Origin of the sequence: Ectothiorhodospira mobilis, from assembly GCF_900114895.1 — a bacterium.
Taxonomy (GTDB): Bacteria; Pseudomonadota; Gammaproteobacteria; order Ectothiorhodospirales; family Ectothiorhodospiraceae; genus Ectothiorhodospira; species Ectothiorhodospira mobilis_A.
The window spans coordinates 1-26978 of the sequence record NZ_FOUO01000013.1 but is presented as its reverse complement, the minus strand read 5'-3'; the positions used below and the strand labels follow the sequence as shown (position 1 = coordinate 26978).

20 protein-coding genes are annotated in these 26978 nt (G+C 67.7%); 12 read left to right on the top strand and 8 right to left on the bottom strand.

Going from position 1 to position 26978, the window contains the following annotated elements; all coding sequences use genetic code 11:
• Positions 1-4: 4 nt before the first annotated feature.
• From BM214_RS13025 to BM214_RS09675, 3 genes are all read right to left on the bottom strand, one after another.
• Positions 5-3550: a translocation/assembly module TamB domain-containing protein gene (locus tag BM214_RS13025; RefSeq protein WP_090486323.1), complete on the bottom strand. Its 3546-nt coding sequence runs from the start codon at positions 3548-3550 to the stop codon at positions 5-7.
• A complete protein-coding gene (locus BM214_RS09680) occupies positions 3550-5334 on the bottom strand; it encodes an autotransporter assembly complex protein TamA (protein WP_090486320.1) in 1785 nt (594 codons plus the stop codon). The genes BM214_RS13025 and BM214_RS09680 overlap by 1 nt, the downstream gene beginning before the upstream one ends.
• 204 nt (positions 5335-5538) lie before the next feature.
• Positions 5539-5919 carry a magnesium and cobalt transport protein CorA gene (locus BM214_RS09675; RefSeq protein WP_090486317.1) on the bottom strand — a complete coding sequence of 127 codons (381 nt, stop codon included), beginning with the start codon at positions 5917-5919 and terminating at the stop codon, positions 5539-5541.
• A 590-nt stretch (positions 5920-6509) separates the two neighbouring features.
• Here BM214_RS09675 and BM214_RS09670 point away from each other — a divergent pair.
• From BM214_RS09670 to BM214_RS09630, 9 genes are all read left to right on the top strand, one after another.
• Positions 6510-6995 carry a hypothetical protein gene (locus BM214_RS09670; protein WP_238618549.1) on the top strand — a complete coding sequence of 162 codons (486 nt, stop codon included), beginning with the start codon at positions 6510-6512 and terminating at the stop codon, positions 6993-6995.
• 60 nt (positions 6996-7055) lie between these two features.
• On the top strand, positions 7056-9497 hold the full coding sequence (locus BM214_RS09665; protein WP_090486316.1) for a HEAT repeat domain-containing protein: 2442 nt from the start codon (positions 7056-7058) through the stop codon (positions 9495-9497).
• Complete coding sequence (locus BM214_RS09660) at positions 9497-10591, top strand: type IV pilus twitching motility protein PilT (RefSeq protein ID WP_090486313.1); 1095 nt, start codon at positions 9497-9499, stop codon at positions 10589-10591. The genes BM214_RS09665 and BM214_RS09660 overlap by 1 nt, the downstream gene beginning before the upstream one ends.
• 5 nt (positions 10592-10596) lie before the next feature.
• A complete protein-coding gene (locus BM214_RS09655) occupies positions 10597-11670 on the top strand; it encodes a type IV pilus twitching motility protein PilT (protein WP_090486310.1) in 1074 nt (357 codons plus the stop codon).
• 67 nt (positions 11671-11737) lie between these two features.
• On the top strand, positions 11738-14647 hold the full coding sequence (glnE, locus tag BM214_RS09650; protein WP_090486306.1) for a bifunctional [glutamate--ammonia ligase]-adenylyl-L-tyrosine phosphorylase/[glutamate--ammonia-ligase] adenylyltransferase: 2910 nt from the start codon (positions 11738-11740) through the stop codon (positions 14645-14647).
• 87 nt (positions 14648-14734) lie between these two features.
• Complete coding sequence (locus tag BM214_RS09645) at positions 14735-15658, top strand: branched-chain amino acid transaminase (RefSeq protein ID WP_090486303.1); 924 nt, start codon at positions 14735-14737, stop codon at positions 15656-15658.
• 52 nt (positions 15659-15710) lie between these two features.
• Positions 15711-15953, top strand: coding sequence for a zinc-finger domain-containing protein (locus BM214_RS09640; protein ID WP_420797006.1), 243 nt, complete (start codon positions 15711-15713; stop codon positions 15951-15953).
• A 47-nt stretch (positions 15954-16000) separates the two neighbouring features.
• Entirely contained in the window at positions 16001-17074 is a 1074-nt protein-coding gene (locus BM214_RS09635; protein WP_090486298.1) for a lysylphosphatidylglycerol synthase transmembrane domain-containing protein, read from the top strand.
• Complete coding sequence (locus BM214_RS09630) at positions 17067-19298, top strand: glycosyltransferase (RefSeq protein WP_090486296.1); 2232 nt, start codon at positions 17067-17069, stop codon at positions 19296-19298. Before BM214_RS09635 ends, BM214_RS09630 begins: the two co-directional genes overlap by 8 nt.
• Before the next feature lie 10 nt (positions 19299-19308).
• Here BM214_RS09630 and BM214_RS09625 read toward each other — a convergent pair whose 3' ends face one another.
• Positions 19309-19977: a sulfotransferase family 2 domain-containing protein gene (locus BM214_RS09625; RefSeq protein ID WP_090486293.1), complete on the bottom strand. Its 669-nt coding sequence runs from the start codon at positions 19975-19977 to the stop codon at positions 19309-19311.
• Between the two features lie 201 nt (positions 19978-20178).
• Here BM214_RS09625 and BM214_RS09620 point away from each other — a divergent pair, with 201 nt between their 5' ends.
• Positions 20179-20595 carry a nucleotidyltransferase family protein gene (locus BM214_RS09620; protein WP_090486290.1) on the top strand — a complete coding sequence of 139 codons (417 nt, stop codon included), beginning with the start codon at positions 20179-20181 and terminating at the stop codon, positions 20593-20595.
• Entirely contained in the window at positions 20585-21028 is a 444-nt protein-coding gene (hepT, locus tag BM214_RS09615) for a type VII toxin-antitoxin system HepT family RNase toxin (protein WP_177217645.1), read from the top strand. The genes BM214_RS09620 and hepT overlap by 11 nt, the downstream gene beginning before the upstream one ends.
• Here hepT and BM214_RS09610 read toward each other — a convergent pair.
• The 4 genes from BM214_RS09610 to BM214_RS09595 all read right to left on the bottom strand — a co-directional run bounded on the left by BM214_RS09610 (position 21003) and on the right by BM214_RS09595 (position 26654).
• Positions 21003-22118 carry a glycosyltransferase gene (locus BM214_RS09610; RefSeq protein WP_218149051.1) on the bottom strand — a complete coding sequence of 372 codons (1116 nt, stop codon included), beginning with the start codon at positions 22116-22118 and terminating at the stop codon, positions 21003-21005. The genes hepT and BM214_RS09610 overlap by 26 nt on opposite strands.
• Positions 22119-22248: 130 nt before the next feature.
• Positions 22249-24069 (bottom strand): asparagine synthase (glutamine-hydrolyzing), encoded by a 1821-nt coding sequence (gene asnB, locus BM214_RS09605; protein ID WP_090486281.1) that lies wholly within the window; start codon positions 24067-24069, stop codon positions 22249-22251.
• Positions 24070-24135: 66 nt separating this feature from the next.
• The gene (locus tag BM214_RS09600; RefSeq protein ID WP_090486278.1) at positions 24136-25284 is read right to left on the bottom strand and encodes a glycosyltransferase; all 1149 of its coding nucleotides are present in this window, start codon (positions 25282-25284) and stop codon (positions 24136-24138) included.
• A gap of 266 nt (positions 25285-25550) precedes the next feature.
• Positions 25551-26654 (bottom strand): glycosyltransferase, encoded by a 1104-nt coding sequence (locus BM214_RS09595; RefSeq protein ID WP_090486274.1) that lies wholly within the window; start codon positions 26652-26654, stop codon positions 25551-25553.
• 121 nt (positions 26655-26775) lie between these two features.
• Here BM214_RS09595 and BM214_RS09590 point away from each other — a divergent pair.
• The coding region (locus BM214_RS09590; RefSeq protein ID WP_483392429.1) for a transposase at positions 26776-26978 on the top strand (203 nt) is incomplete at its 3' end.

Sequence of the window (26978 nt, the reverse complement as noted above, 5' to 3'; positions counted from 1 at the left end):
GCCATCACCGCTCCAGGCGGTAGATCAGGTCCATGCTCTGGTTCTCCGAACTGGAGCGGGTCTCCAGGCTCAGGTGGGGGCTCAGGCTGTAGCGCAGCATCAGGGTATTCACCCGGTCGAACAGGCCGACGCTGTAACGCAGGAACAGCCTTGAGGAGAGTTGCTCGCCCATCATCAGGGCGGCCTCGTCCAGGCCCGTCTCCGTGTCCACGGTGAACTCGTCCAGGCCCAGTTCGCTGCCCAGGCGGTCGATGATGAAGGCCCCGCGCTCGATGCCGTAGACGGCGATGGCGGAGGCGATGGCGTTGCCATCCCCCTCGCCGGCCCCGGACAGGGGACGGCCGGTGACGAGAAAGGCCAGGGCCTCGGTCTCCTCCATGGGGGGGTCGGAAAAGACCCGGGAACGGGGGTGTTCCAGGGTGCCGCCCATCTCCAGGCCCACCGTCACCTCATGGGCGGGGATGCGGCGCACGGCGCGCAGGTCCAGCCCCGGATTCTCCGGCGGGCCCTGGAACAGCAGCAGCCCCCTCTCCACAGTAAGATCCTGGCCGTAGGCCTTGTAGCGACCCTCTTGGATGCGGATCTGCCCCAGCAGCCGCGTGGGCAGCCCGGGGGATTGCTGCACCTGCAGTTCCCCGCCGAGGCGGGCGTCCAGGCCGTAGCCGCGGATGCGCACCTCCTCCCCCAGGGTGACCCCCACCCGGGCCACCACCAGCAGCGGCGCACCGCTTTCCTCCCGCGCCTCCTGCACGATGACCTCGTCCTCTGAGACTTCCACGGCCTGGGGGGGTAGCTCCGCCAGTTCCAGCAGGGCCCGGGGCACGGCTACATCGCCGGTGACGATGACGCGCCGGCCGATGGCGGTGATGTTCAGGTCCGGGGAGATCACCGCCTGCACGTCCGGGCGGCGCAGGGCCAGGAAGTCCTCGCCCCGGACCTGCAGGCGCACCGGCGGCGGGCCGTCGTCGGCCCGCTGCACATCGCCCTCCAGGGTGAGGCTGCCTTCCCCGGAGCGCAGCCGCCCGGTGAGTCGCAGGCGCTCCCGGCCCTCGTTGTGCAGGTCCAGACGCATGTCCTTGAGGGTGATGCCCGCCTCGGGGAGGGTGACGACCCCTTCGGACAGGGTCAGGCGGCCGTCCAGCCGCGGGGCCCGCAGGCTGCCGCCCATGTCCAGGTCCCCCTGGACGCGCCCCCTGAGGTCCTTCACCTGGGGAATCAGGGGGTCCATCCAGGTGAGATCCTCCAGGGTCAGCCTCGCCTGGCCTTCCAGGGCCAGGTCCCCGTCCTCCCGGCCCCGGCCCCGCAGCCGGGCCCGGATGTGGCCCTGGGTGGCGATGTCCAGGCCCAGGCTCGCCTCCAGGTCCCGGTCCTGCAGGCGCAGATCGGCCCGGGCGTCGCGAAAGGGCACGGTCTGCAGGGTGCCGTCCTCGTCCAGAATGCGGAGGCGGCCGTCCCCGGGGGTCAGATGGGCCTCCAGGTTCCATTTAGGGGTCGGTCCCGGGTCCAGGCGCAGGCGGGCCCCGCCGTCCACCCGTCCCTCCAGGCCCAGGTTCGGGGGCAGCCAGGCCTGCAGCAGGTCCAGGGGCAGCTGTGAGAGTCGGGCCTCGGCCCGGGTGCCGCCCTCGCCGGACCAGTCCCCCTGCAGGCAGAGACGGGCCTTGTCCTGCATCAGGCAGATGGGTTCGGTGCCGGCCCGGCTGGGGCTGGCGTGCAGGGCGGCCCGTTCCTGCAGGCCCCAAGGCCCGCCGAAGGGGGGGCGGAGGTCCAGGGCGGTGAGGGTGCCGTTCCAGTGGAGCGGGCCCCGCAGGCCCTGGGGCAGGGCACCCTCCAGGGCCAGGTCCCCGTATACGTTGCCACCTGCCGGTCCCCCTTCCAGGGCCAGGTCCAGGCGATGCGTGCCGGTGGTGCCCCGGCCCTCCAGGGTGAGCCGTTGCAGCACCGTGCCGGCGGCGGTGTGCAGGTCTTCCAGGCCCAGGTCCAGCCGCAGGGGGGCGTCGACGGCGGTGCCGGCCTGCAGGTCCAGATCCAGTCGCTTCAGGCCCAGGTTCCCCAGCTCTAGGCCGCTGCCCCGGGCCCGGGTGGTGAGTACCGGGGCCTGAGGGGTGCCCTGAACGCGACCTTCGGCCTCGAGCCGGCCCACAAGTCCGGGCCACAGGGTCTCCAGGGCCGGGGCCTGGAGGCGGAAATCCAGATCCAGGGTGTCCGCCAGGCGGCCCCGGGCCTCTAGGTGATTGTCCCCCGCCGCCAGGTTCAGCCCGGGGATCTCCAGCCGTCTGTCGTCGACCCGGACCTCCCCCTGGCCCCGGATGGGGCGCTCGCGCAGGGTGCCGGAGAGCTGTGCCAGGTTCACCCGGGCCTCCAGGGGGGCATCGGGGGCGATGCGGCCCCGGGTTGTGGCCTGCAGTTGCAGCCGGCCGGGCAGCTCGGCGGCGAGGGCGGACGGGTCCAGATCCCGGCCGCGCAGGTCCAGCGCCCAGTCCAGGCCCCGGGTCCAGCCGATGCGCCCCGCCACCTGCAGTTGCCCGGTCTCCCCGGAGAGGCTCAGGGGGGTCAGTTGCAGGCCTTGGGGATCCCCCCGGGCGGAGAGGGCCAGGGCCTGGCGGGGCAGGGGGGCAGCGGTCAGTGCGGTGTGCAGGCCCAGGCGGTAGTCCCCCGGCGTGCCCCGGGTCACCAGGGTGCCGGCGTCCAGTTGCAGACTGCGGTCTTCGGCCAGGGCGAGGGTGAAGGCCTCCCAGCGATGGTTCAGGTCCCAGTCGGGATGGGTGAGGGGATGGCGGACATGGCCTCGGGTGCGGGCCTGCATGGGCTCCTGCAGGTGGTGTTGCAGGGCGAGATGGGTGAGATCCCCGTCCAGCACCAGGCGGCCCCGGGCCCGATCCGCCCGCAGGGGGCGGGCGGCCTCCGGGGGCAGGGCCAGGGACCATTCGGCGGCCAGGCCCAGGGCGTAGGGCCGCGCCAGGGTCACCCGCCCCAGGGCGTGGAGCCGTCCCTGGGGGGCCTGCAGGTCCAGGTGGCGCAGTTGCAGGCGGCGGGCGTCCAGGTGCAGGCCCAGGGCGAGCCGGTCCAGGACGATGGGCTCGGTGCCTTCGGCGGGGTGGAGGCGGATTTCGTGGAGCTCCCCCCGGGGCAGGTCCACGGTGACGGGCATGGGGATGGCGTCGGGCAGGGGGAAGGCGGCGGCCTCCGGGGGCGGCTCGGGGGCCTCTTGGTCGGGGGTGAGGGTGATCTCCAGTCCCCGGCCCTCCAGGTGCGCCACATGTACGGTTCGACGCAGCAACTGGGCCAGCTCCAGATCCAGATCCAGTTGCTGCGCCCGCGCCCGCAGGGCGGGATGGGTATAGGCCAGGTCCCGCAGGCGCAGGCCACCGGCGAGGCTGCCCCGGATCTCGCCGATGCGCAGCTCCCCGGGGAGGAAGTCCGCCCCCTGCTGCAGCAGCAGGCGGGTGCCGGGTTGAGTGGCCACCGCCAGCAGGAGCAGGGCGGTCAGCAGCGCCGGCACCAGGATCAGGGGAAGGGCCAGAAACCGGGAGAGAAGGCGCAGCAGGCGCATCACAGGTCCATCCCCATGCTCAGGTGCAGACGCACGGCGTCGTCCCCGTCCACGGGGTGGGCCAGGTCCACGCGCACGGGGCCGATGGGGGAGCGCCAGCGCAGGCCCACGCCGGCGCCGTAGCGGGGGCTGTAGTCCCCCATGCGGTTGAAGGTGTTGCCGCCATCGACGAAGGCGGCCACGCCCCAGGGGCCCTTCACGGGGTGGTCCACCTCCACGCTGGCGGTGATCAGGTGGCGTCCGCCGATGACCTCGCCGTCGGCGTCCCGGGGCCCCAGGGCCTGGTAGGCGTAGCCGCGCACGCTGGCGTCGCCGCCGGCGAAGAAGCGCAGGGAGCTGGGCAATTGTTCCAGCTGATCCACGCTGGTGGTCCCCAGTTCGGCCCGCAGCAGCAGGCGGCCGCCCCCCAGGGGGCGGATGTACTTGGCGCTGCCGTGGGCCTGGAGGAAGCTGGTGGAGGAGAGGATGGGGTCGGCGGCCCCCCGCAGGGTGCCCCTCAGGTGCCAGCCCCGACGCGGGAAGACCGGGTCATCCGCCCGGGTGCGGCTCAGCTCCAGGCTGGGGATGAGCAGGTGGCTGGTGTCCTCCTCGTCGGAGATGCGGTAGGTCTCTTGTTCGTAGCGCAGGGCGCGGGTCTGCATCCAGCCGGAGGGCATCTGCCGCACGTGGGCGATGCCCAGGCCGTAAAGGTCGCTGTCGCTGCTGTCGGTGTCCTCGGTCTGCCAGCCGGCGCTGAGGAGGATGCGTTCCCGGGCGGGGTCCCCCCGGGGGATCTCGTAGTCCAGGTTGGCGCTGGAGCGCACCGGAGACAGTTCCAGCCGGGCATCGTAGCGGTGGCCCGCACGGTTGACCCGGTGGTTCTCCACCCCCAGGCGCAGGTGCGGTCCGGTATCGGTGCTGGCACCGATCCCCGCCAGGTAGGACCAGCGGTTGCGCGGGACCAGGCGTACGTGGATGGGCACCGCCCGGTCGCGGGCGGCGTCGGGCCGCGGCTCCACCCGCACCTGACTGAAGTAACCGCTGTCGATGAAGGCCTGCTGCATACGGATCAGGTGGTCCGTGGCGTAGGGTTCCCCCTCCTCGAAGGGCACGAAGCGCCGCAGCAGGGGTTCGTGGAAGGCGTCCTGTTCCAGGGTGACCGCACCCAGACGGTAGCGGGGACCGCTGTCCATGTGGACGATGACCTCGGCGGCCCGGGCCTTGGGGTCCACCCGCAGCTCTGTGCGCGTGAAGCGGTTGTCGAAATAGCCCCGCGCGGAGGCCAGGCGGCCCAGTTCGGATTTCAGCCGGGCGTAGTCGTCATGGCGCAGGACCTGTCCCTCGCGGATGGGGGGGGCGTCCAGCAGGGCGGTGAAGGCCGGGTCCTTTGCCGCCTCTCCCTGCAGGCGGATGTCCACGCGGCGGACCCGTACCGGCGGGCCGGGTTCCACGCGGACCTCCAGTCGCCAGCAGTCCTGGGTGCGCCGCAGGTCCAGTTCGACGCTGGGGGTGTAGAAGCCCAGGGCCCGCAGGGCGCGCAGGGTATCCGCCTCGGCATCCTCCAGCCATGGTTCCTCCTGCCAGGCGGGCAGGTCGCAGTCCGCCCTCTCCGGCCCCAGGTGGGCGCGGATGTTCTCCGCCGGGGCCCCTTCCACGCCAAGGATCTCCAGGGTGGGCCGCGTCTGGGCCGTCAGGGGCGGGGCCAGGAGCAGGCAGAGCCCGAGCAGCCCTATGGCCTGGCCCCATATCCGCCACCGGCCGGGGCCGCCCGCGGCGGGGGGGAGGATGGCGCGGGCGGTTCTCATGGCGGGGCGGAGGTTCCTCTGGCCGGTGCCGGGGGATGGCGGCGGTGGCGGATGCGGGGGTTGGCCAGGGTGATTCTAAATGAATCGCCGCGGGCGCAGGGAGGCCGCGGGTCTGGGCCCGCGGCCGACTTCCCTCAGTGCACTGTGCCGCTGGCCGCAGGGTTGGGTCGGGTACATTCCCTGTCCCCGCGGCGGGGAGGGGGATCAGCTGTGGTGGAGGCGTTGGGGCGTGCGCCGCCGGTGGTTGAGGATGACCACCACCCCTTCGCGCTTGCCTTCGGGCAGGGACTGGACGATGGCGCGGCCCAGGGGGCGGGGCAGTTGTTCGAACAGGCGCGCCACGGTATAGGTGGGCAGCCCCCCGGCCAGGCGCACGGCATCCGCCTGGGGGATGTGCTGCAGGATCCGGATCTGGGAGTCCTCCGCCAGGCGCAGGAAGCGGGTGCGCGCCGCGTGGTACTGCCCCTGGCGCACCGCGCGGTCCACGGTCTGCAGCGCAGGGTCCTGGCGCTCGTCGATCCAGTGGATGCCCTGGGTCTCGATGCCCTGGAAGCCGGTGTGTGCGTTGTGCATCGTTTCAGTCATGTCGTTGATTCCTCCTCCCCGCCCGGGGATGAACGTTTCGGATACCGGTGGTGCGGCAAGGCCGCCGGCACGGCGGGCGTGAAGACCGTGGGAAGGGGGCACGACAGGAAGATGACGACGGGCCTGCCGCCTCGGGGCGGGGCCCGTGAACCCCCAGGCGGGGGCCGGTCATGGGGTCTGCCGTGTGATCCGGGGGTGTGGCGCGTGCTGCGCGGAGCCCTGGGGCGGTCCCATGACCGTTCCGGGAGGCTCCTAACGACGCACGTCCCGCACCGCCCGCGTGCACCCCTTCTGGGGCATCACGTGCGCGCGTGCTGAACTACAGCCGTCCATACGAAGGTTGATCCTCTGTGGCCTCGGAAGCGTTCCCCGTGCCTGGCACTGGGGCCTGGGGCGACTGCGGGAACGGGCGCAAAGATACCCCTTCGCGGGGGATTTTTAAAGCCCGTGGAGGCCCTTTTCCGGGGTGCGGATGCGGGGCGGTCCCGGGACCCCGTACGGGACACGGCTCCCCAGGCCGGTTCCTTTTCCGGCATACTGGCGTGCATCGATGAAAAACCCGCAGTACGGCCCGGCCGCAGGGGGGAAGCATGGTGGATACAGACGCGCTGAAGATTCCCAAGAGACGCAAGCCGGTGAAGGTCTGGGTGCACCCCGACGGCCTGGTACTGGGCTCCCTCTTCGTCCATCTGCAAAGTGCCCACCGTCCGGGGGAGGAGGAGCCTGCGGAGGTCCTCAACGGACCCGAACCCTTCTTTGTGATGGAGTGCGGCAGCGCCCGGGAGTTGCGCTTCTACAATAAGCACTCCGTGGTGCGCATGGAATACACCCTGGACGAGGGCCCCCCCGGCGACTATGCCGTGTACCTCCCGGCGCGGCTGCATCTCATGGACGGTTCCAATCTGGAGGGGGTGATCCGCGAGATGCTGGATCCCCAGAAGGCGCGCCTGTTCGACTACATCAACATCCACGAACACCGTTTCGTGCGCCTGTTCCTCTCGGAGACGGAGGCGGCGCTGGTCAACAAGGCCTACATCGTGCGCGTCACGCCCGATGAGCCGGCCCCCCGGGACTGACCCTTCCGGGGGGCCTTCACGGCATGGGCCCGCGCACGCTCGGGAGGGGCTGCCCCGCTCATGAGCGTATTTGCCGATTTCCGGGCCGAGCGTCTCATCCGCCGCCTGTCCCGGCTGGAGGACCTGGACGGCCCCGAGGGCCGTGCGCTCCTGTCCCGGCTGGCCAGCGTTGCCGCGGCCGCCGTGCCGCGCCTGCTGCAGTCCCTGGAAGGCCCTGCCGGCGAAGCCCGGGAGGGATGCGCCATGGAACTGCTGCGGCGGCTGGCGGACGATGACACCCTGCCCCTGTTCCTGCACCCGCTGCGGGACGCCCCCGCACCCCAGCGTGCCCGCATCACCCAGGTGTTGGCCCGCGCCCGGGGGGTCGATCCCCATCGCGTGGCCCGTGCCCTGCGGGACCCGGAACTGCCCCGGGCGGCCCTGCTGGAGGTGCTGGAGGGGCAGCGGGAGCGGCTGGATGCCGACGCCCTGCTACGGCTGGCCCCGGAACTGGATGCCGCCTCCCGGGGCGCCCTGTTCCGGCTGATCCGGGAGGTGGCCGATGCGCGCGTGCTGCCCGATCTCATCAACCGCGCCTCGGGCAAGGACCCCGCCATCCGCCGCCTGGTGATGGAGGTGCTGGGGCGCTTCCCGGAGCCCCGGGCGCGCAGCGTCCTGCAGGAGGCCCTGCGGGATGACGACCCCGGCGTGCGCCGCGCCGCCCTGCAGGCCCTGCTGGCGCAGGGGGCCCGGGACCTGCCCCTGGGGGCCCTGTGCACCCTGCTGCGGGACGGGGATCTCACGGTGCAGCAGAAGGCGGTGGATGCCGTGGTGCGGCGCAACGATCCCGACACCCCGGCGCACCTGCTGCCGCTCCTGGGGGACGCCTCGGAGTACGTCCGCCGGGCCGCCGTGGAGGTGCTCAACGGCATCGGCAACAGCACCAACATCAAGCAGCTGCTGGTCTCCATCCGGGACGAGGACTGGTGGGTCCGGGCCCGCTCCGCCGATGCCCTGGCCCGCATCGGCGGCCCGCGGGTGGTGCAGGCGGTGGTGCAGTTGCTGCGGGACGAGGACGAGTTCGTGCGCCGTGCGGCGGTGGAGATCCTCAACGCCACCCGGGACGAGACCGCCCTGACCCATCTCCTCGCCGCCCTGGAGGACACCGACTGGTGGGTGCGGGAGCGGGCGGTGGACGCCCTGGCGGCCATCGGCAACCGTGCCGCGGTGCCGGCCCTGCTGGGCATGCTGCAACGGGACCGGGAGGCGGCCCCGCTGGTGATCCGCGCCCTGGCCCGCCTGGGGGATGATCGCGCCGTGCCCGTCCTGCTGCAGCGCCTGCAGGACGACGCGGAGGGGGTGCGCACCGAGGCCGTGCACGCCCTGGCGGAGCTGGCCGATGCCGGCAGCGTGGGGGGGATCCTCACGGCCCTGCGCCAAAGCGCAGAGGAGGCCGGCGGGGAATGGGGCGATCTCGCCCGGGATACGGCGGACCGCCTGGAGGCGCGTTTCGCCGTATCCGCGTCCCGCGCCGGTGGGGCGGACAAGGCCACGGTCACCGCCCTCGCCGGCGACGACACCGAGGGCCGGGCCCTGGCGGGGCGCGTCGTGGGCGGCCCGGGGCTGGACGTGGATGCCCTCGCCCCCGGGGATCTCTTGGGGGAACGTTACCGCTTCGTGCGCCGTGTCGGCCGCGGGGCCTTCGGCAGCGTCCTGCTCATGGAGGACGTGATGATCGGCGAGCGCATCATCCTCAAGGTGATGAACCCCCGGCTGGCCACGGACGAGGAGATGATCCGGCGCTTCGTGCAGGAGTTGCGGCTGTCGCGCCGCATCACCCATGAGAACGTCATCCGTATCTTCGATTTCCTCTCCGTGGGCGGGGCCCTGGCCATCTCCATGGAGTATTTCCCGTCGCAGACCCTGGCCGCCCTGCTGCGCCAACGGGCGCCGCTGCCCCAGGGGCAGGCCGTGCGCCATGCCGCCGCCGTGGCCGCCGGCATGGCGGCCGCCCACGAGGTGGGGGTCATCCACCGCGACCTGAAACCCGGCAACGTGCTCATCAACGAACACGGTCTGGTGAAGATCGTGGACTTTGGTATCGCCGCGGTCACCGGCGGTGGGGACACCCGCCTCACCCGCACCGGCATCCTCGTGGGCACGCCCCGCTACATGGCCCCCGAACAGGCCACCGGCGGCCGGGTCACCGCCAGCGCCGATATCTATGCCCTGGGGGTGGTGCTCTACGAGATGCTCACCGGCCGCCCCCCCTTCGAGGGGGAGGACCAGATCGCCCTGGTGTACCAGCACGTGCAGGGCCGGGCCACGCCCCCCGCGGAGCTGAATCCGGCCATCGATCCCCGGCTCAATGCCCTGGTGCTGCGGATGATGGCCGTGGAACCCGCCGCACGGCCCGCCTCCATGGGGGCGGTACGCGCGGCTCTGCTAGAGTCCATCCAGGGGGCGCACCCGCCCGCTGGCGGGGACGCGCACCGGGGGGCGGCCCCCGGGGAGACCGACTGATGCCGAGAATCGACGCCTTTCTCAAGCTGGCCCGAGAACAGGGCTGTTCCGACCTGCACCTGGCGGTGGGGGTACCCCCCATGCTGCGCATGAACGGCGAGCTCATGCCCATCCGCTTCCGGGATCTGGGGGACCGGGAACTGGAGGCCTACGTCATGGAGATCCTGACCCCGGCCCAGCGCCAGCGTTTCCAGGGGGGGGAGGACCTGGATTTCGCCTACGTGGATGCCCACGAAGGGCGCTTTCGCGCCAATATCTTCCGCAAGGCCACGGGGCTGGGGGCCACCTTCCGCCACATCCCCGCCGAGATCCCCGCCCTGGAGACCCTGGGTCTGCCGCCGGTGTTGCGGGAACTGGTGGACCACACCCAGGGCATGGTGCTGGTGACCGGCTCCACCGGCACGGGCAAATCCACCACCCTGGCGGCCCTCATCGACCACATCAATGCCGAACGCGCGGTGAACATCGTCAGCCTGGAGGATCCGGTGGAGTTCGTCCACCGCAACCGCCGCGCCCAGGTGATCCAGCGGGAGGTGGGCACCCATGTGCCCGGCTACGCCGCGGGCCTGCGCGCGGCCCTGCGCCAGGACCCGGACGTGATCCTGGTGGGGGAGCTGCGGGACACGGACTCGGTGGTCATGTCCATGATCGCCGCCGAGACGGGGCATCTGGTCCTGTCCACCCTGCACACCACCTCGGCGGTGAAGACCATCGACCGCATCCTGGACGCCCTGCCCACGGAGCAGCGGGAGCAGGGCAAGACCTTCCTCGCTCAAAACCTGCACGGAGTGGTCACCCAGACCCTGGTGAAGACCGCGGACGGCCGGGGCCGCCGCGCCGTGGCGGAGTGCATGCGGGTGAACCGGGCCATCGCCCGCATGATCATGACCGACAAGGTGCACCAGATCCCCTCGCAGATGCAGACGGGGCGGGATCAGGGCATGCAGCTGCTGGATCAGGCCCTGCTGGAGGCCATCCAGCGGGGGGAAGTGGATCCGGACGATGCCTACCGCTACGCCAGCGACAAGCAGGCCTTCCAGCGATACGTCACCGATGCGGGCCTGCTGCCGCGCATCGACCTGGCCGGAGGATGAAGCCCATGCGGCAGTCGGAGAGCCTGTTGCGCACCCTGGTGGAGCGCGGTGGATCGGACCTGCACCTGGTGGCGGGGAGCCCGCCGCGCATCCGGCTGAACGGCGACCTGGTGCAACTGGACACGCAGCCGCTGACCGCCGCCGAACTGGACGCGGTGGTGGCGGAGATCCTGCCCGCCGGGGCACGGGAGGTATTCGAACGGGAGGACGGCGTGGACTTCGCCCACGCCGTGGAGGGCCTGGCGCGCTCTCGCGTCAGCCTGGTGCGCCAGCTCAACGGACTGGCCGTGGTGTTTCGCGCCATCCCTGACCGCACCCTTTCCCTGGAGGAGTTGGAGATGCCGCCGGTGATCGGCCACCTGGCCATGCAGCGCAACGGCCTGATCCTGGTGGCGGGCAAGACCGGCTCGGGCAAGTCCACCACCCTGGCGGCCATGATCGACGCCATCAACCGCAACCGCCGCGGCCATATCCTCACCATCGAGGATCCCATCGAGTTCCTCCACGAACGCCGGCGCTGCCTCATCAGCCAGCGCCAGGTGGGACTGCATACCCCCGGATTCGCCGAGGCCCTGCACTCGGCCCTGCGGGAGGACCCGGACGTGATCCTGGTGGGGGAGATGCGCGACCTGGAGACCATCTCCCTGGCGGTGACCGCGGCCGAGACCGGCATCCTGGTGCTGGGCACCCTGCACACCAACGGTGCCGCCGCCGCCATGGACCGCATCATCAACGCCTTCCCCGCCATGAAACAGTCCCAGATCCGCTCCATGCTCTCCACCTCCCTGCGGGGGGTCATCTCGCAGCAGCTGGCGCGGCGGGCGGACGGCCGCGGGCGCGTGGCCGCCGTGGAGGTGCTGGTGAACACCCCGGCGGTCTCCCATCTCATCCGCGAGGGGCGCACCGACCAGCTCCTGGGCACCATGCAGGCCGGGGCCCTGGTGGGGATGCAGACCCGGGACACCGCCCTGCGCCGGCTCCTGGATGCTGGCGTCATCACCGGCGCCGAGGCCCATCGCCAGGCCCTGGACAAGGCCGAGTTCGAGGCCGTGCGCCGGCGCGGCGCCCCCGCCCCCTGAGCTGGCTCCATAAGCTGGGGGGATGGGGGTATGGTCTTGGGCGCGGCGTTGCGGGTAAGCTGAGGGGATGACCCTGCCGTCTCCCCAGCAGCTCCCCCTGGAGGGGGTCCCGGAAGCCGCCCGCGAGGGCCTGCGCCATCTGGCGGCGGATTTCCTCGGGGCCTGCGGGGAGCGGGGGCTGGAACCGGGGCCCTGGCCCGAGGGGTTGGGCCAGGTCTGGTACCACAGCGACTTCGTGGCCCGCACCGCCGTGCGCCGTCCCGGGCTGTTCCTGGAACTGCTGCACTCCGGCGACCTGGACCGGGCCGACGCGGCGGGGGAGGGGTTGCGGGCCCGTATCCGCCACGCCCTGGAGACGGTCACCGACGAGGCGGGATTGATGCGCGCCCTGCGCCGGATGCGCCACCGGGAGATGTGCCGCATCGCCTGGCGCGATCTCCTCGGCAGCGCCCCCCTGGAGGAGACCCTGGCGGACCTCACCCACCTGGCGGAGGGCCTCATCGACGCCGCTCTGGACTGGCTGCATGCGGACCTGGTGCGGCGTCACGGCGAGCCCCGGGACGCCGAGGGCACCCCCCAGCGCCTGGTGGTGCTGGGCATGGGCAAGCTGGGCGGGGGGGAGCTGAATTTTTCCTCCGACATCGACCTCATCTTCGCCTATCCCCGGCCCGGGGAGACCGATGGCCCCCGCCCCCTGGAGAACCAGCAGTTCTTCATCCGCCTGGGGCAGCGCCTGATCAAGGTCCTGCACGAGCAGACCGCCGATGGTTTCGTCTTCCGCGTGGATATGCGCCTGCGCCCCTTCGGCGACGCCGGTCCCCTGGTGATGAGCTTCGACGCCCTGGAGGACTACTACGAGAGCCATGGCCGGGAGTGGGAGCGCTACGCCCTCATCAAGGCCCGGGCCGTGGCCGGCGACCGGGACAGCGCCGATCACCTGCACGCCCTGCTGCGCCCCTTCGTCTACCGCCGCTACCTGGACTACGGCGCCTTCGCCTCCCTGCGGGAGATGAAGGCCCTGATCAACCGCGAAGCGGCGCGCAAGGGCAAGGAGGCGGACATCAAGCTGGGGGCGGGGGGCATCCGCGAGGTGGAGTTCGTGGGCCAGGCCTTCCAGCTCATCCGTGCCGGCCGCGACCCCTCCCTGCAACTGCGGGGGATCGTCCCCGTGCTCAGGCGCCTGGCGGAGCAGGACCTGATCCCGGCCTATGCCGTGGAACAGCTGTTGGAGGCCTATGCCTTCCTGCGGCGCACGGAGAACCACCTGCAGATGGTGGCGGACCAGCAGACCCACTGCCTGCCCTCGGACGCGGCGGCGCGCCTGCGCCTGGCCCGCTCCATGGGCTTTGACGACTGGACGGCCTTCCACCAGACCCTGGAGCGGCACATGCAGCGGGTGCACGAGCAGTTCGAACAGGTCTTCGCCGCGCCGCAGCGGGTGGACGAGGAGGACGAGGCCTCCCCGCAGACCGAGACCCACCGGGAACTGGCCGCCCTCTGGGGGGGCGGTCTGGGCCGGGAGCGGGCCCTGGGGGTGTTGCAGGAACTGGGCCTGGAGGAACCCGCCCGGGCCCTGGAGCACCTGGAGCAACTGCGCGAGAGCAGCACCTGCCGCGCCCTCACCGCCACCGGCCGCAGCCGCCTGGACCGGCTCATGCCCTTGCTCCTGGGGCTGCTGTCGGGGCTGCAGGCCCCGGATGTGACCCTGGATCGCCTGCTGCGCCTGGTGCAGACCATCGCCCGGCGCTCGGTCTATCTCTCCCTGCTGGTGGAGAATCCCCTGGCCCTGTCCCAACTGGCGCGGCTGTGCCAGGCCAGCCCCTGGATCGCCGAGCATCTCACCCGCCACCCGCTGCTCCTGGACGAACTCCTGGACCCGCGCAGCCTCTACGACCCGCCCGACCGCGCCGGCCTCATGACGGCCATGGAGGAGGAGCTGGTCCAAGTCCCCCTGGACGACCTGGAGCAGGTGATGGACCGGCTGCGCCTGTTCAAGCAGGTGCAGGTGCTCAAGGTGGCGGCGGCGGACATCATGGACGTGCTGCCGGTGATGAAGGTGAGCGACCACCTCACCTGGATCGCCGAGGTGATCCTGGAGAAGGTGGTGGCCCTGGTGACGCAGCAGATGGAGAGCCGCTACGGCCGGCCCCGCTGCGTGGTGGACGGGGAGACCCACACCCCCGGTTTCGCCGTGGTGGGCTACGGCAAGCTGGGGGGGCTGGAACTGGGCTATGGCTCGGACCTGGACCTGGTCTTCCTCCACGACAGCCGGGGCGAGCAGGCCTGCACCGACGGTGAGCGCAGCCTGGACAACAGCGAGTTCTTCGCCCGCCTGGGGCAGCGGGTGCTGCACTTCCTCGGGGCCTTCACCGGCGCCGGCCGCCTCTACGAGGTGGACACCCGCCTGCGCCCCAGTGGCGCCGCGGGGCTGCTGGTGGTGAGCCTGGACGCCTTCGAGGACTATCAGCTGCACTCCGCCTGGACCTGGGAGCACCAGGCCCTGGTGCGCGCCCGCCCCGTGGCCGGGGACCGGCGCATCGCCGAGGCCTTCCAGGCCATGCGCGCCCGCGTGCTGTCCCGCCAGCGGGATGCGGAGGAACTGCGGCGCCAGGTGCGGGAGATGCGCGAGAAGATGTGGAAGGAACATGCCAGCCGCGATCCCGGCCGTTTCGATCTCAAGAAAGACCCCGGCGGTATCGCGGATATCGAATTTATGGTGCAATATCTGGTCCTGGCCCATGCGGATCGCCAACCGGGGCTGACCACCTACCCGGACAATGTCCGCATCCTCGAGACCCTCATGGAGACGGGCCTGATCCCCCGGGAGGACGCCCTGTTCCTCATGGATACCTACCGGGCCTTCCGGGACCGCATCCACGAGCTCACCCTGCAGGACCAGCCGGCTCGGGTCGGCGCGGACGATTGGCGCCAGGAGCGCGACCGGGTCCGGCAGATCTGGAAGACACTGATGCACTGATGCGGACGGCGCCCGCGCGCCCCGAAGCGCCGTCCATCCGACCCCCACCGGGGCCCCGATGACCTGACAAGAAGAGGAAACGAGTTCATGTCCACCATGGCCGACCGCGACGGTGTGATCTGGTATGACGGCAGGATGGTGCCCTGGCGCGATGCCCAGACCCACGTGCTCACCCACACCCTGCACTATGGCATGGGGGTGTTCGAGGGGGTGCGGGCCTATCCCACCGAGCGCGGCCCGGCCATCTTCCGCCTGGCGGATCATACCCGGCGGCTGTTCCGCTCGGCCCACATCCTGGGGATGAACATCCCCTACACCCCGGACGAGCTCAACGCGGCGCAGCTGGCGGCGGTGCGCGAGAACGGCCTCACCGGCGCCTACCTGCGGCCCATGTGCTTCTTCGGTCCTGAGGGCATGGGGCTGCGGGCGGACAACCTCCAGGTGCACGTGATCGTGGCCGCCTGGGAATGGGGGGCCTACCTGGGGGCGGAGAACCTGGAGCGGGGCATCCGGGTGAAGACCTCCTCCTACAGCCGCCACCACGTCAACGTGACCATGTGCAAGGCCAAGGCCAACGGCAACTACATGAACTCCATGATGGCCCTGCACGAGGCCCTGGGCTGCGGCTGCGACGAGGCCCTGCTGCTGGATACCGAGGGCTATGTGGCCGAGGGCAGCGGCGAGAACTTCTTCATGGTCTATGACGGGGTGATCTACACCCCGGAGCTCACCTCCGCCCTGGACGGCATCACCCGCCGCACCATCATGACCCTGGCGGAGGAGGTGGGCATCCCCGTGCGGGAGAAACGCATCACCCGCGACGAGGTCTATGTAGCCGACGAGGCCTTCTTCACCGGCACCGCCGCCGAGGTGACCCCCATCCGCGAACTGGACGGGCGCAGCATCGGCAACGGGGGCCGCGGCCCCGTCACCGAGCGCCTGCAGGGGCTCTACTTCGACGTGGTCCAGGGCCGCCATCCCAAGCACGAGGACTGGCTGGCCTACCTGTGACGCCGCGGCAGGAGCCGCGGCGCCCTCACGCTTGACGATGATTCAGGAGGGGATGACGATGCCCAATCCGCAGACGGCCCTGGAACCGGGCCGCTACACCCCGGCCTGCCGGCACCGGCGCGTACGCCTCACCGCCGCCGACCTGCCCCTGTGCTGCCCGCGGCCGGACGAGGCCCTGTGGAACGCCCATCCCCGGGTCTATCTGCCCATCGAGGATGCCCCGGACGGGCGCATCCTCTGCCCCTACTGCAGCACCGAGTTCATCCTCGAAGAGGGGGGCGGGCACGGCGCGTGAGCCCCGGCGAATCCGCCATCGAATCCATCTCCTAGGGGATCCGCCCCATGAACGTCCCGGGCAAGGCCCAGATCCGGCTGCTCTTTCGCAACAACCGGTTCCTGATCTTCTCCACCCTCTTCGTGGCCTTCACCCTGCTGGGCGGGGCCCTGGTCTACCACCGCTTCGACGAGGGTCCGCTGCGTCTGGATCCCCGTCTGCTGGCACCGCAGACCCTCGCCCTGTGCGCGGGCCTGCTGCTGGTCTATTTCGCCGCGGACGGGTTGCGCCTGTACTACACGGTGCGCGCCCTGGGGCATCATGTGCCCTTCCCCGTGCTGGTGCGCCTGGTCTTTGTCAATATCTTCGTCTCCAATATCACCCCCATGGCCACCGGCGGTGGGGTGGTGCAGGTGTGGTATCTGCGCCACGCCGGCGTCCCCCTGGGGACCGCGGCGGCGGCCACCACCATCCGCACCACCCTGGCGGTGCTGGTGATCTTCTCCCTGACCCCGGTGTTTCTGCTCTCCATGGACTTCCTCACCCAGGCGCTGAACTGGTCCACGCGCCTGACCCTGTACCTGGTGGCCTTCATCGCCGCCTACCTGGGGGTGCTTGGGGTGGCCATCTTCCGTAGCCGCTGGCTTTTGGTGCCGGTGTCCCGTCTGCTGCAACTGGCCGTGCGCCTGCATCTGATGCGTGAACCCCGGGCACGACGGCTGCGCTTTCGCCTCTGCCGGGAGCTGGTGCTGCTGCACCGCGGCTTCCTGGATTTCCTCTCGGGCCGCGGCGGGGCGCGCCTGTTGGCGGTGTTCTTTACCCTGATCTTCCTTTTGAGCCTGTTCTCCTTCCCGGCCGTGCTGCTCCATGCCCTGGGTTATGATCTGGAGTATCTGCGCGTGCTGGGGATCCAGACGGTAACCACCTTCGTCATGTATTTCGCCCCCACGCCGGGGGCCTCCGGCATCGCCGAGGGGGCCTTCGCCCATTTCTTCTCCAATCTGGTGGCCCCGGGGCATGTCCTGCTGGTCACCTTCTGCTGGCGCCTGCTCACCATCTATCTGGGCATGATCATCGGCTTTCTGATCCTCAAGCGGGACGCCATCCAGGTGCTGGCCTGGCGGTCGGGTCGGGATGTTTAGGCGCAGCAGCCTCCTCAGTCTCGCCTTCTTCGCCGTCCTTCTGACCCTGCTGGGGCTGCTGGGATACAAGATCTACCTGAGCTTCTTCAAGGACACCTTCGAGGCCCTGCACGCCCACCAGATCGAGCGCATCGAGGCCCGCCTGCAGGGGCGGGAGGCGTTCAGCTTTGCCGTGGTGGGCAACGTGCGCAACTCCATCGGGGTCTTCGAGCGGCGCATGATCCCCGCCCTGAACCGCTCCGGGGTGGATTTTCTGATCTCCGCCGGCAACGTGGTCAGCGGGGGCGGGGAGGACAACTATCAGGCCCTCTACGGTTCCATGCGTCGCCTGCAGATCCCCTATGTGCTCACCTTCGCCGAGGAGGAGGAGAGCGAGTTCGGCAGCTTCCGCTTCTACGACATGTTCGGGCCGTATTTCTATTCCTTCTCCGCGGGCGAGGCGCGCTTCATCTTCCTGGACGTGACGGGCAAGACTCCCCTGGCCTGGCAGCTGCGCTGGTTTGAGGACGAACTGGAGGCGGTGCGGGCGCGGGGGGAGCGGGCCTTTGTCTTCCTCGGGGAACCGGTCCTGCCCGCTCAGCGTCAGGGGGAGGCCCGCGCCTCCGGACTGGCGAGGCATCCGGATTTCCTCGGGGATTTCCTGGCCCTGGTGGCGGAGCACCCGGTGGCGGCGGTCTTCTCCCCGTCGCAGCGGGTGCTGGACCGCCGCAGGGTGGGGGAGACCTGGTTCGTGACCACGGGGGGCGGCGGCGGTCAGCTCCTGAGCGGGAAGGACAGCTTCTACCATTTCGTCCGGGTGGAGGTGGATGCGCAGGGAGTCGACGTTGCGCCCGTGAAGATGGAGCAGGCCCCGGGCCGTCTGCTGCGCATGCTGGAGGGGCTGTGGTTCCTCATCTATTCCCTGTTCTACGTGGGCTATCTCAACTTCCTCTTGGTGGTGTGCGTCGTCGCCCTGGTGGCCATCCGGCTATACAAGGCCGTGTTCATGGAGAAGAACTACTACCGGGACTTCAGCCATCCCGCCGCCGAGGATGCCCCCCAGCCCCTGCGGGTGATGATGTTCACCAACAACTACCTGCCCTTCATCGGCGGGGTGCCCATCTCCATCCAGCGTCTGGCCCACGGGCTGCAGCGCCAGGGGGCCCGGGTGCTGGTGGTGGCCCCGGAATACGGCACCCAGACGGACGAGGAGGAGCACGTGCTGCGGGTGCCCTCGTTGCTGAACTGGGGGCGAAACGGCGACTTCCGCCTGGCCAATGTCCTCTCCACCCGCATCGCCGTGGCCACCCGCGCCTTCCGCCCCAATGTGATCCATGTGCACCACCCTTTCTGGCTCGGCTCCCTGGGGCTGTTCATCGGCCGCCGCCTGAGGATCCCCGTGGTGTTCACCTATCACACCCGGCTGGAGCAATACGCCCACTACGTGCCCCTGCCGGGGCTGCTGTTTCGCAACTTCATCGCCCATTACCTGGTGGAGCACTTCGCCAACAAGTGCGACGGGGTGGTGGTGCCCACCTATTCCGCCGAGGAGTACCTGCACGTGATCGGCGTGCGCTCGCAGATCCTGGTGCGGCCCACGGGGGTGGACTGCGAGGCCATGCAGCAGGCGGATCCCGAGACCCTGAAGCGGCTGCGGCGTGAGCACGGGGGCGGCGGCGAGACCCTGCTGGTGAGCGTGTCGCGTCTGGGTCGGGAGAAGAACATCGACTTCATGCTGGAGGGGCTGGCCTGGGTGCGCCGCCACAGCGAGGCGCCGTTCCGCCTGCTTATGGTGGGGGACGGCCCGGAACGCCCCCGGCTGGAGCGGCGCATCGCCGAACTGGGGCTGCAGGACTGCGTGGAACTGGTGGGCTCCGTGGAGCCCGCCGCCATCCCGGCCTACTACCAGATCTGCGATGCCTTCGTCTTCGCCTCCAAGTCCGAGACCCAGGGCATGGTGATCCTGGAGGCCATGGCCGCGGGGCTGCCCGTGGTGGCGGTACGTGCCAGCGGCATCGACGATGTGGTGCAGGACGGGGTCAACGGCTACAAGACCCCGGAGGACGTGGCCGAGTGGGGCACACGCGTGATCCGGCTGCTGGAGGACGAGCAGGGGCGCAAGGACCTGGCGGCCCGCGCCCGTGCCTTCGCCCGGGACTACGACGTGCTCCGGGTGAGCGAGGACGTGGCGGGCTTCTACCGGCGCCTCATGGCCCTGAACGCGCGCCGGGTGCGCTCGGGGTGATCTTCGCCCGTTACGGCGCCTGGGTTGGATCGAAGCGGTAACCGAACAGCTCGATGTCCGGGCGGTAGTGCTCCGCCACCAGGGCGGCGGTCTCGTCGCTGTAGTAGCGGCGGTAGTCGTCCCGGCCCTCGGCGCGGCGACGGTGGGGGAGGGGGATCCCGGGCAGGCCAATGCGCCGGCACACCTGGTCGAAGTCCGCCTGCAGGCTCTCGTAGTGGCCGATGAAGTCCACGATGGTGCGCCCGTGCAGGTCCACCACGTAGTCCCGCTGCAGTTCCAGGGCGGTGTCCAGCAGGTAGTTCCAGGGGCGATCCGGGTCGAACTTCAGGCGCATGAAGGCATCGAAGTCCGCCACCCCCTCCAGGACCCGGGGCCGCTCCCGGCGGATGTGGAAGTAGGAACTCACCTGCAGGTCCCAGGGGTTGCGCACGAAGACGAACTTGAACAGCTGGTCGTACACCTCCGCCGGCAGCATCTCCCGGGCGGCGATGGCCTTGGCGTGGCGCGGGAACTTGGCGCCGATGCGATGCCCCGTCATCTGGTCCAGCTTGTCGGAAAGGAACAGGGGCAGGCCGTGGCGCCCCCGGTAGCGGTAGCGGGACAGGGCCGCGCGCACGCTGGTGCCGCCGGTCTTGGCGATATGCACGAAGAGGAAATTGTGTTTCAGGGAGAGCAGCATGGCGGATCATCGGGACGGCGAAGCGGGGGCCAAGTATCCAGCCCAGGGCGGCGGGTGTCCACCGGGGAAAGGTGCCCATGGGGTCCTTCCCGGGTGCAGGTGGGCGGGGGCGGCGTGGGCGCATCCCCACTGCGGTTGATCCCGAAAGGGGCAGGTCCCAAGATGCAAAGGTCTCTCACAGCCTTTCGGTACCCTCCGATCATGTCCTGTTTCCCCGATCTCCAAGGCATGGATGCCGTTGCCCGGTCCCTGGGCCTGAGGCTGGTGGTGCTCTACGGCTCCCATGCCCACCGCAGCCCGCCCCCGGGACCAGGGAGCGACGTGGATCTGGCTCTCCTGGGCTGCCCCCCCGAAGGGCTGCTGCAGGCGCAGGACCGGCTGGCCCCCCTCTTTCCCGGCCATGAACTGGATCTGATCCGCCTGGAGGCGGCCGATCCCCTGCTGCGTTACGAGGTGCTGTCCCGGGGCCTTTGTCTCTGGGGGGACCCGGATCTCTTTTGCGAGTACCGGGCCTATGCCTTTCGGGACTACGTGGATTCCGCGGACCTGCGCCGGCTGGAGCAGACCCTGCACCGCCGCAGGCTGGCCTGGCTGGAGGAGCAGCTGCATGATTCGTGAGGACTTCATCCGCCGCAAACTGCAACTGATCGGCGAAGACCTGGGGCGTCTGCTGCGCTTCAAGGACCTGACCCTGGACGAACTGCTGGCCGATGATATCCGCCTTGCCGCGGTGGAGCGCATCATCGAGCGGATCGTCATGCGCGCCGTGGACGTGAACGAACACCTGCTGGCGGAACGGCTCCCGCCCGACGCCCGGAGCACCCGTCTCACCTACCGGGATACCTTCCTCGCCCTGGCGGATGTCGGGGTCTGCACCCCGGAATTCGCCCGGGAGATCGCCGCCAGCGCCGGGCTGAGGAACATCCTGGTGCATGACTATAACGACGTGGACCGGCGCATCCTGCATCGCTCCATCGGCAGCTGTCTGCGGGACTACCAGCGCTACGTGGAGCAGGTGGAGGCGTTCATTGCGGGGCTTCGAGACCCATGACCTCCAGGTAGCGCCGGGCGCTGGTCTCGGCGCGGTATTCCTGCACGCCTTCCCGCAGGACTTCCGGGGCGATGGGATTTTCGAGCATGGAGGCCATGGCCTCTGCCAGGGCGGCGTCATCCCCCACGGGGACCAGGGGACCGTACCGTCCCCCTTGCAGGATCTCCCGGGGACCGCTGCGGCAATCCGTGGAGACCACGGGCGTCCCCAGGGCCATGGCCTCGGTGAGGGCGTTGGGGGATCCTTCCCAGGCGGAGGAGAGCACGAACAGCCGGGCCCGGGCCAGCCAGGCATAGGGATTGGCGGCGAATCCCGGCATGTGCACCCGCTGCGAGATCCCCAATGTCTGTGCCAGGGCCTGCAGGGCCTCCCGGTCCCCGCCCTCGCCCAGGAGGATCAGCCGTGCGGGGTGCGCCTGCTGCAGACGGGCAAAGGCCCGCAACAGGGTGGGGAAATCCTTCTGCCGCGTGAGCCGGCCCATGGCCAGGAGGACCGGATCGCCCCCGTCCTCCAGCCAGGGGTGGGGCGACGGGGCCGCGGCCCGGTGCGTCAGGTCCGGGGTGATCACGGGATTGCGCACCACATGCAGACGCTCCTGGGGCAGGCCCGTGATGTGGTGCACGTCGTCGGCCACACCCCGGGACACGGCGATGATCCCGGCGGCCCCGGGATACCAGCGCCGCATGGGCCGGTAGCGCAGCCAGCGCCTTAGATCGGAACGTCCCTCCAGGGCCTGGGACAGGGTGGTCCCCAGACGGATGAATACCCGGGTCCCCGTGCCCGCCCGACGCGCCGCCTTCAGGGCCGCCCGTCCGGCCCGGTCCTTGGCTGCCAGCAGCACCGGGGGGCGGTGGGTGCGCAGATAGCGGGTCAGGGGGTGTACCGCCAGGCCGGCGTGCCGGGTTCCCAGACGGACGATGCGCACATTGGCGGGCAGATCCGTCAGATGGCGGCTCTCCTCCCGGATCAGCAGCAGATCCACATCCAGACCACGGCCGGCCAGCTCCCGCACCAGATTCAGGACCATACGCTCCACTCCCCCCTCGCCGGAGAGGGAGAGGAGGATGGGGAGTCGGGCCTCAGCGGTCATCGGTCAGCCCCATGGCTTCGAGATAGGCGGATACACTGCGATCCACACGATAGGGCTCTGCCGCCCTGCGCAGTTCCATTCAAGCCTCTCCTGAGATGGCTATGATGTTTAATAATACAGTTGGAGGTGTTCAGATCCATTCCAGGGGGTCCGCTTTGATGGGGGGTGCGCTTCCGTCGCCCTCGATGAACAGCTTGTGCCAGATGGCGAACTGCAAGAGGGAGAAGACCTCCCGGGAGGCATCCCCGTGGGTCTTCTGGCGCTTGAGGGTATCCAGTACCCCATCCTGGGTAAACCAGGCCTGGATACCGGTGTTCTCCGGCAATCTCTGGGCGAGTTGCTCCAGGAATTCGCCCTTGAGCCAGGATTTCACCGGCACGTGGAATCCCTTTTTGGGCCGGTAGAGCAGGTCGGCAGGCAGATCTCGTTCGGCCCATCGCTTCAAAAACCGCTTTCCCTGACCGCCCGAGATCTTCAAATCCGCGGGCAGGGATAAACCGAATTCCACAATACGGTGGTCCAGCAGGGGGGTGCGACCTTCCAGGGAGAAGGCCATGAGATTGCGGTCCACCTTGGTGAGCAGGTTGTCGGGGAGGGCGGTGACCAGATCGGTGTATTGCCGTATGGTGATCTCGTCCCAGTCACGGGGCGCTCGGGCCCGTGCGGCTCGAATCTGTTGCAGGCGGGCCCCGTGAGCATTCAGGAGTTCTTTGGAAAATACCTGTTGTGGAGGGGCATGACGCCATTGGCCCCGGCTGCGAAAGCCGCCGGTCCCTGGGGAGCGAAACGCCTTCAGTGCCCGCAAGGGCCAGGATTCACGATAGCGGCCGTAACCGGCGAAGGCCTCATCGCCGCCTTCACCGGTGAAGACCACCTTCAAGTCTCGTCCGGCGGCTTCGGCCAGGAATGAGGTGGGGATGCAGGCGTAGTCCCGCATCAACTCATCGGTGGCCCAGGTCATGAAGGGGATGCGGTGAAACAGGTCCTCGGAATCGATGCGCACTTCGGTATGCTGGGTACCGAAGTGCCGGGCAAGCCGTGCCGCTGCCGATAGCTCATCGTCCATGTCGGCATTGTGATAACCCACAGAATACGTTCGCAGAGGCCCGTCCTGGTGTCGCTTCAGCTCCGCCAGCATCAGGCCCGAGTCCACTCCGCCGGAGAGGAACAGGCCATAGGGCACGTCGGATCGGACATGTTCCTCCATGACCTGATCCATGAGGGGGGCAAAGGCCTCCATGGCCTCGTCCATCGACTGCTTATGGGGGCGGATTTGGGTGGCGTCCCAGTAACGGTGAAAGCGTATGTCCAGGTTTTCGTCGATGATCAGGCATTCCCCAGGAAGGACCCTTTGGATGTCCTTCAGGATTGTCTGTCTTCCCGAGGAGAACTGGTTGTGCAGATATTGGATGAAAGCCCCTTCGTCCATGGCCGGACTGGCATCCAGTAGTGGACGCAAGGCCTTGATCTCCGATGCAAAGGCGAATCTCCCCGGCTGCTTGAGGAAGTACAGGGGCTTCATGCCCTGCCGGTCCCGGGCAAGGATTAGACGCTTGTTGCGTGTGTCGTAGAGAGCAAAGGCGAACATGCCATTGAGCAGGGGCAGGGCATCGATGCCATGGGCCTGGTAGGCCCGCAGGATCACCTCGGAATCGGAATGAGTATGAAAGTGATACCCTTCCCTCTCCAATTGTTCTCTGCGCTCTTTGAAATTGTAGATTTCTCCGTTGGCCACCAAGGCCAGGCCTTGGGATCTATCTACTAGCGGTTGGTGCCCGTGTTCGAGGTCGATGATGGACAGACGAGTATGTGCAAGGGTTGCGTTAGGATTATGCCACTGACCGCAATCATCTGGCCCCCGATGGGTGAGCTGGGCCTTCATAGCCTGAATCGGAATATCCAGTTTTGAAGAGGAGTGTGTTTTATTTGCAAGTCCGCATATGCCGCACATAAAATATTCTATTCTGATCAAGGGCTTGGTGAGTTTAAGCGTTAGCTAATTAAGCGGCGTTAAAAGTTAAGAGTTATGATCTAAATTATGTGGCAGCTGCATGGCGTCTAGATAGGCGTCTGTGCTCACTTCCACTTCGTAGGGACGGGCGGCCTCACGAAGCAATTCCTTTGGTGGCGGGGCATCTAAAGTCTTCATAATTGCCGCTGCCATGGCGATATCATCACCGACTGGTACCAAGGGCCCAATACGACCGTTTTGGAGGATCTCTCTTGGGCCACTGGGGCAATCGGTTGCCACTACGGGTGTTCCGACAGCAAGTGCTTCTATAATGACAAAACCAAGCCCTTCCCAACGAGAGCTGAATGCAAAGAGATCGGCGTGGGCCATGAAAGCATAGGGCTCGGATACAAAACCGGGTAGTTCGAGATCCTGGGATACTCCCAGTTCTGCAGCCAACTTAAGTAAATCTGTGCGTGTTTTGCCTTGGCCTAGGATCATGAGTCGGCAAGGTCGTTGCGCTCTAACTCTTGCGAAAGCACGCAGTAAGGTTTCGAAATCTTTTCGCTTGCTCAATTCACCTGCGCTGAGTATTAGTGGTGTTTCGGATCGCGCTAGCCAAGGATGATCTGGGCAGGGCAAAGGCTTATTAAACAGCGATGTGGTTACCACGGGTGAGGGTACTACCCTGATTTTTTCTCGGGCTAAACCACAATAATGTGCCATGTCATCGGCTACGCCAGCACTGGTCACGATAACTTGATCAGCAAAAGGGTAGAGGTGCCTCATGGAGTTGCGCTGGATCCAGCGTTCAATAATAGAGCGTGTAGCGAGATCGATTGAGATTGTCGTTCCTGAGCTGAAGATTAAACGCGTATGAACACCAAATAGCCAGCGAGCGATCCAGCTAGCGAGTAGTGCTGTGCGATTTACTCTGTCTTTGTCTGATAGCATTACAGCTGGACGTTCTCGACGAAGATAGCGAATCAAGGCGGGTAGGCAGGCATAGGTGTGGCGCGATCCAAGATCGACTACTGTAACCCGATTATGGGGCGCCTCTAAGTGAGGGCCGTGGTGACGAACTTTGAGTAGATCGACACGATAACCCCGGCGCGCCAAAGCAGGAATAAGCTGCTTGGCAGCTCGGTCGACACCGCTGTGTCCTGAGGTCGAGAAAAAGCATGCAATTCTTGGAGTGTTTGCTGCCATAGCCATGGTAGGTTATTTCTCGCAATCTATATTAAACTTAATTAACGGTGAAAGCGCATAGCTTGATCGAGTATCGGGCAGGTCGATCAGGTGGTGATGGGCGGGGTGGTTGGGGTGATAATATGGAAAAGATGAGCATGCTAATGAGTAGAGCTAGGACCGCAAGTATCTGGTCCCCGATGGGGTAGATGGCATAGCATGTCTTTGATAACGTTTTCCTCTTTTTATGAAATTTACTATATATTCTGTATATAGATTTGCTTTTTATGAATTCATGGGACAGGTATTCCTAGGATTTCAGCGTAGGCCTGGGCGCTAACCCGGTCCGAGTATTCGAGAGCCCGGGCACGTAGTAGTTCGGGTGCAATCGGTTGTTCTAGCGTGCAGCGGATCGCCTCGGCAAACTGTTTTGGTGAGCGAGGCGGAACAAGTCGGCCCAACTGACCATTTTTGAGTATTTCGCGTGGTCCCGAATGACAGTCAGTACTCACTACGGGCGTACCGAAGGCCATGGCTTCCACCAGGACACTGGGGAAGCCCTCTCGAACGGAGGAGTGGACGAAGCAATCTGAACGTTGGAAGAAGGCATAGGGATTGGGTGTATATCCGAGGAAGTCGACCGAACCGAGGATGCCTAGGTGCTTGGCGAGTGCTTTCAGTCGTTTGAGTCGGCTGCCTTTACCCAGAATCACAAGTCGGGCGGGTACATCATTGCGCAGCAGGGCTAGTGCCCGTAGCAGTGTAGGATAATCCTTGACAGCTACTAGGCGGCCCGCAGCTAGGAGCAGCGGGCGCTTCTGATCGCCGACCCAGGGGTGCCCTGGGTCGGCCTCGGCCTGTTCGAAAATACCTTCATGGATGACGGGACTCCGCGCGAAGCGAATGCGAGTATCGTCTAGGCCGGTTAGTTTATGCAAGTCACTGCAGACTTCACTGGAGTTGCCAATCACGACGTCAGCAGCCCGGATTGTGCGGATTTCTTGCCGCCGTTTGAACGTTCGGCGAAACCAGGGTTTTTCCGCCAGGTACTGCGATAAGTTTGTACCTTGGCATACCGCATGGATGAAGGGCGCGGATGCTTGATGGCGCAAACGGTTAATACGGCGCATATCTTCGGACTTGGCCGTAAGCACGGCATGCGGGCGTACAGCGCTGAGGTAATCCAGGATCTGATCTTCGAGTGCACGCTCGGGCATGGCGAGCGAGATTAGTCTGGCCCTTCCCTGCAGCGGGCGTAGGTATAAGTGATTGGTGTCGGGGACAAGAAAATCGACATCGACGCCTAAATCGACTAGCGCTCCAGCCAGGTGCGCGAGCATCTTCTCAACGCCGCCGAGTCCGAAGTCGCTTAATAAGATGCAGAGTTTTTGGCTCATTTGCTTTTACTTTTCGCCAAGAAATCTAGTTGTTGGGTCTCGCTTGAGGAGGCCTCGAAAAAATTGTCTCCTCTCAAGCATTATACCCCCAACCCGATGAACGGATGAACCCTCGCCCGCCATGCAGCCTGGATTCTTTTACCTCCTGGAAGACCGGTACGCCCTGCTGGAGAAGTTGGGCGATCCATTGCCTCAGCTCAACCGCGTGGTGGACTGGGAGGCCTTCCGGCCGACGCTGGCCAAGGTGTATGACAAGCCCCGCAAGAGCAAGGCGGGCCGCAAGCCCTATGACGTGGTGCAGATGTTCAAGGTCCTGGTGATCCA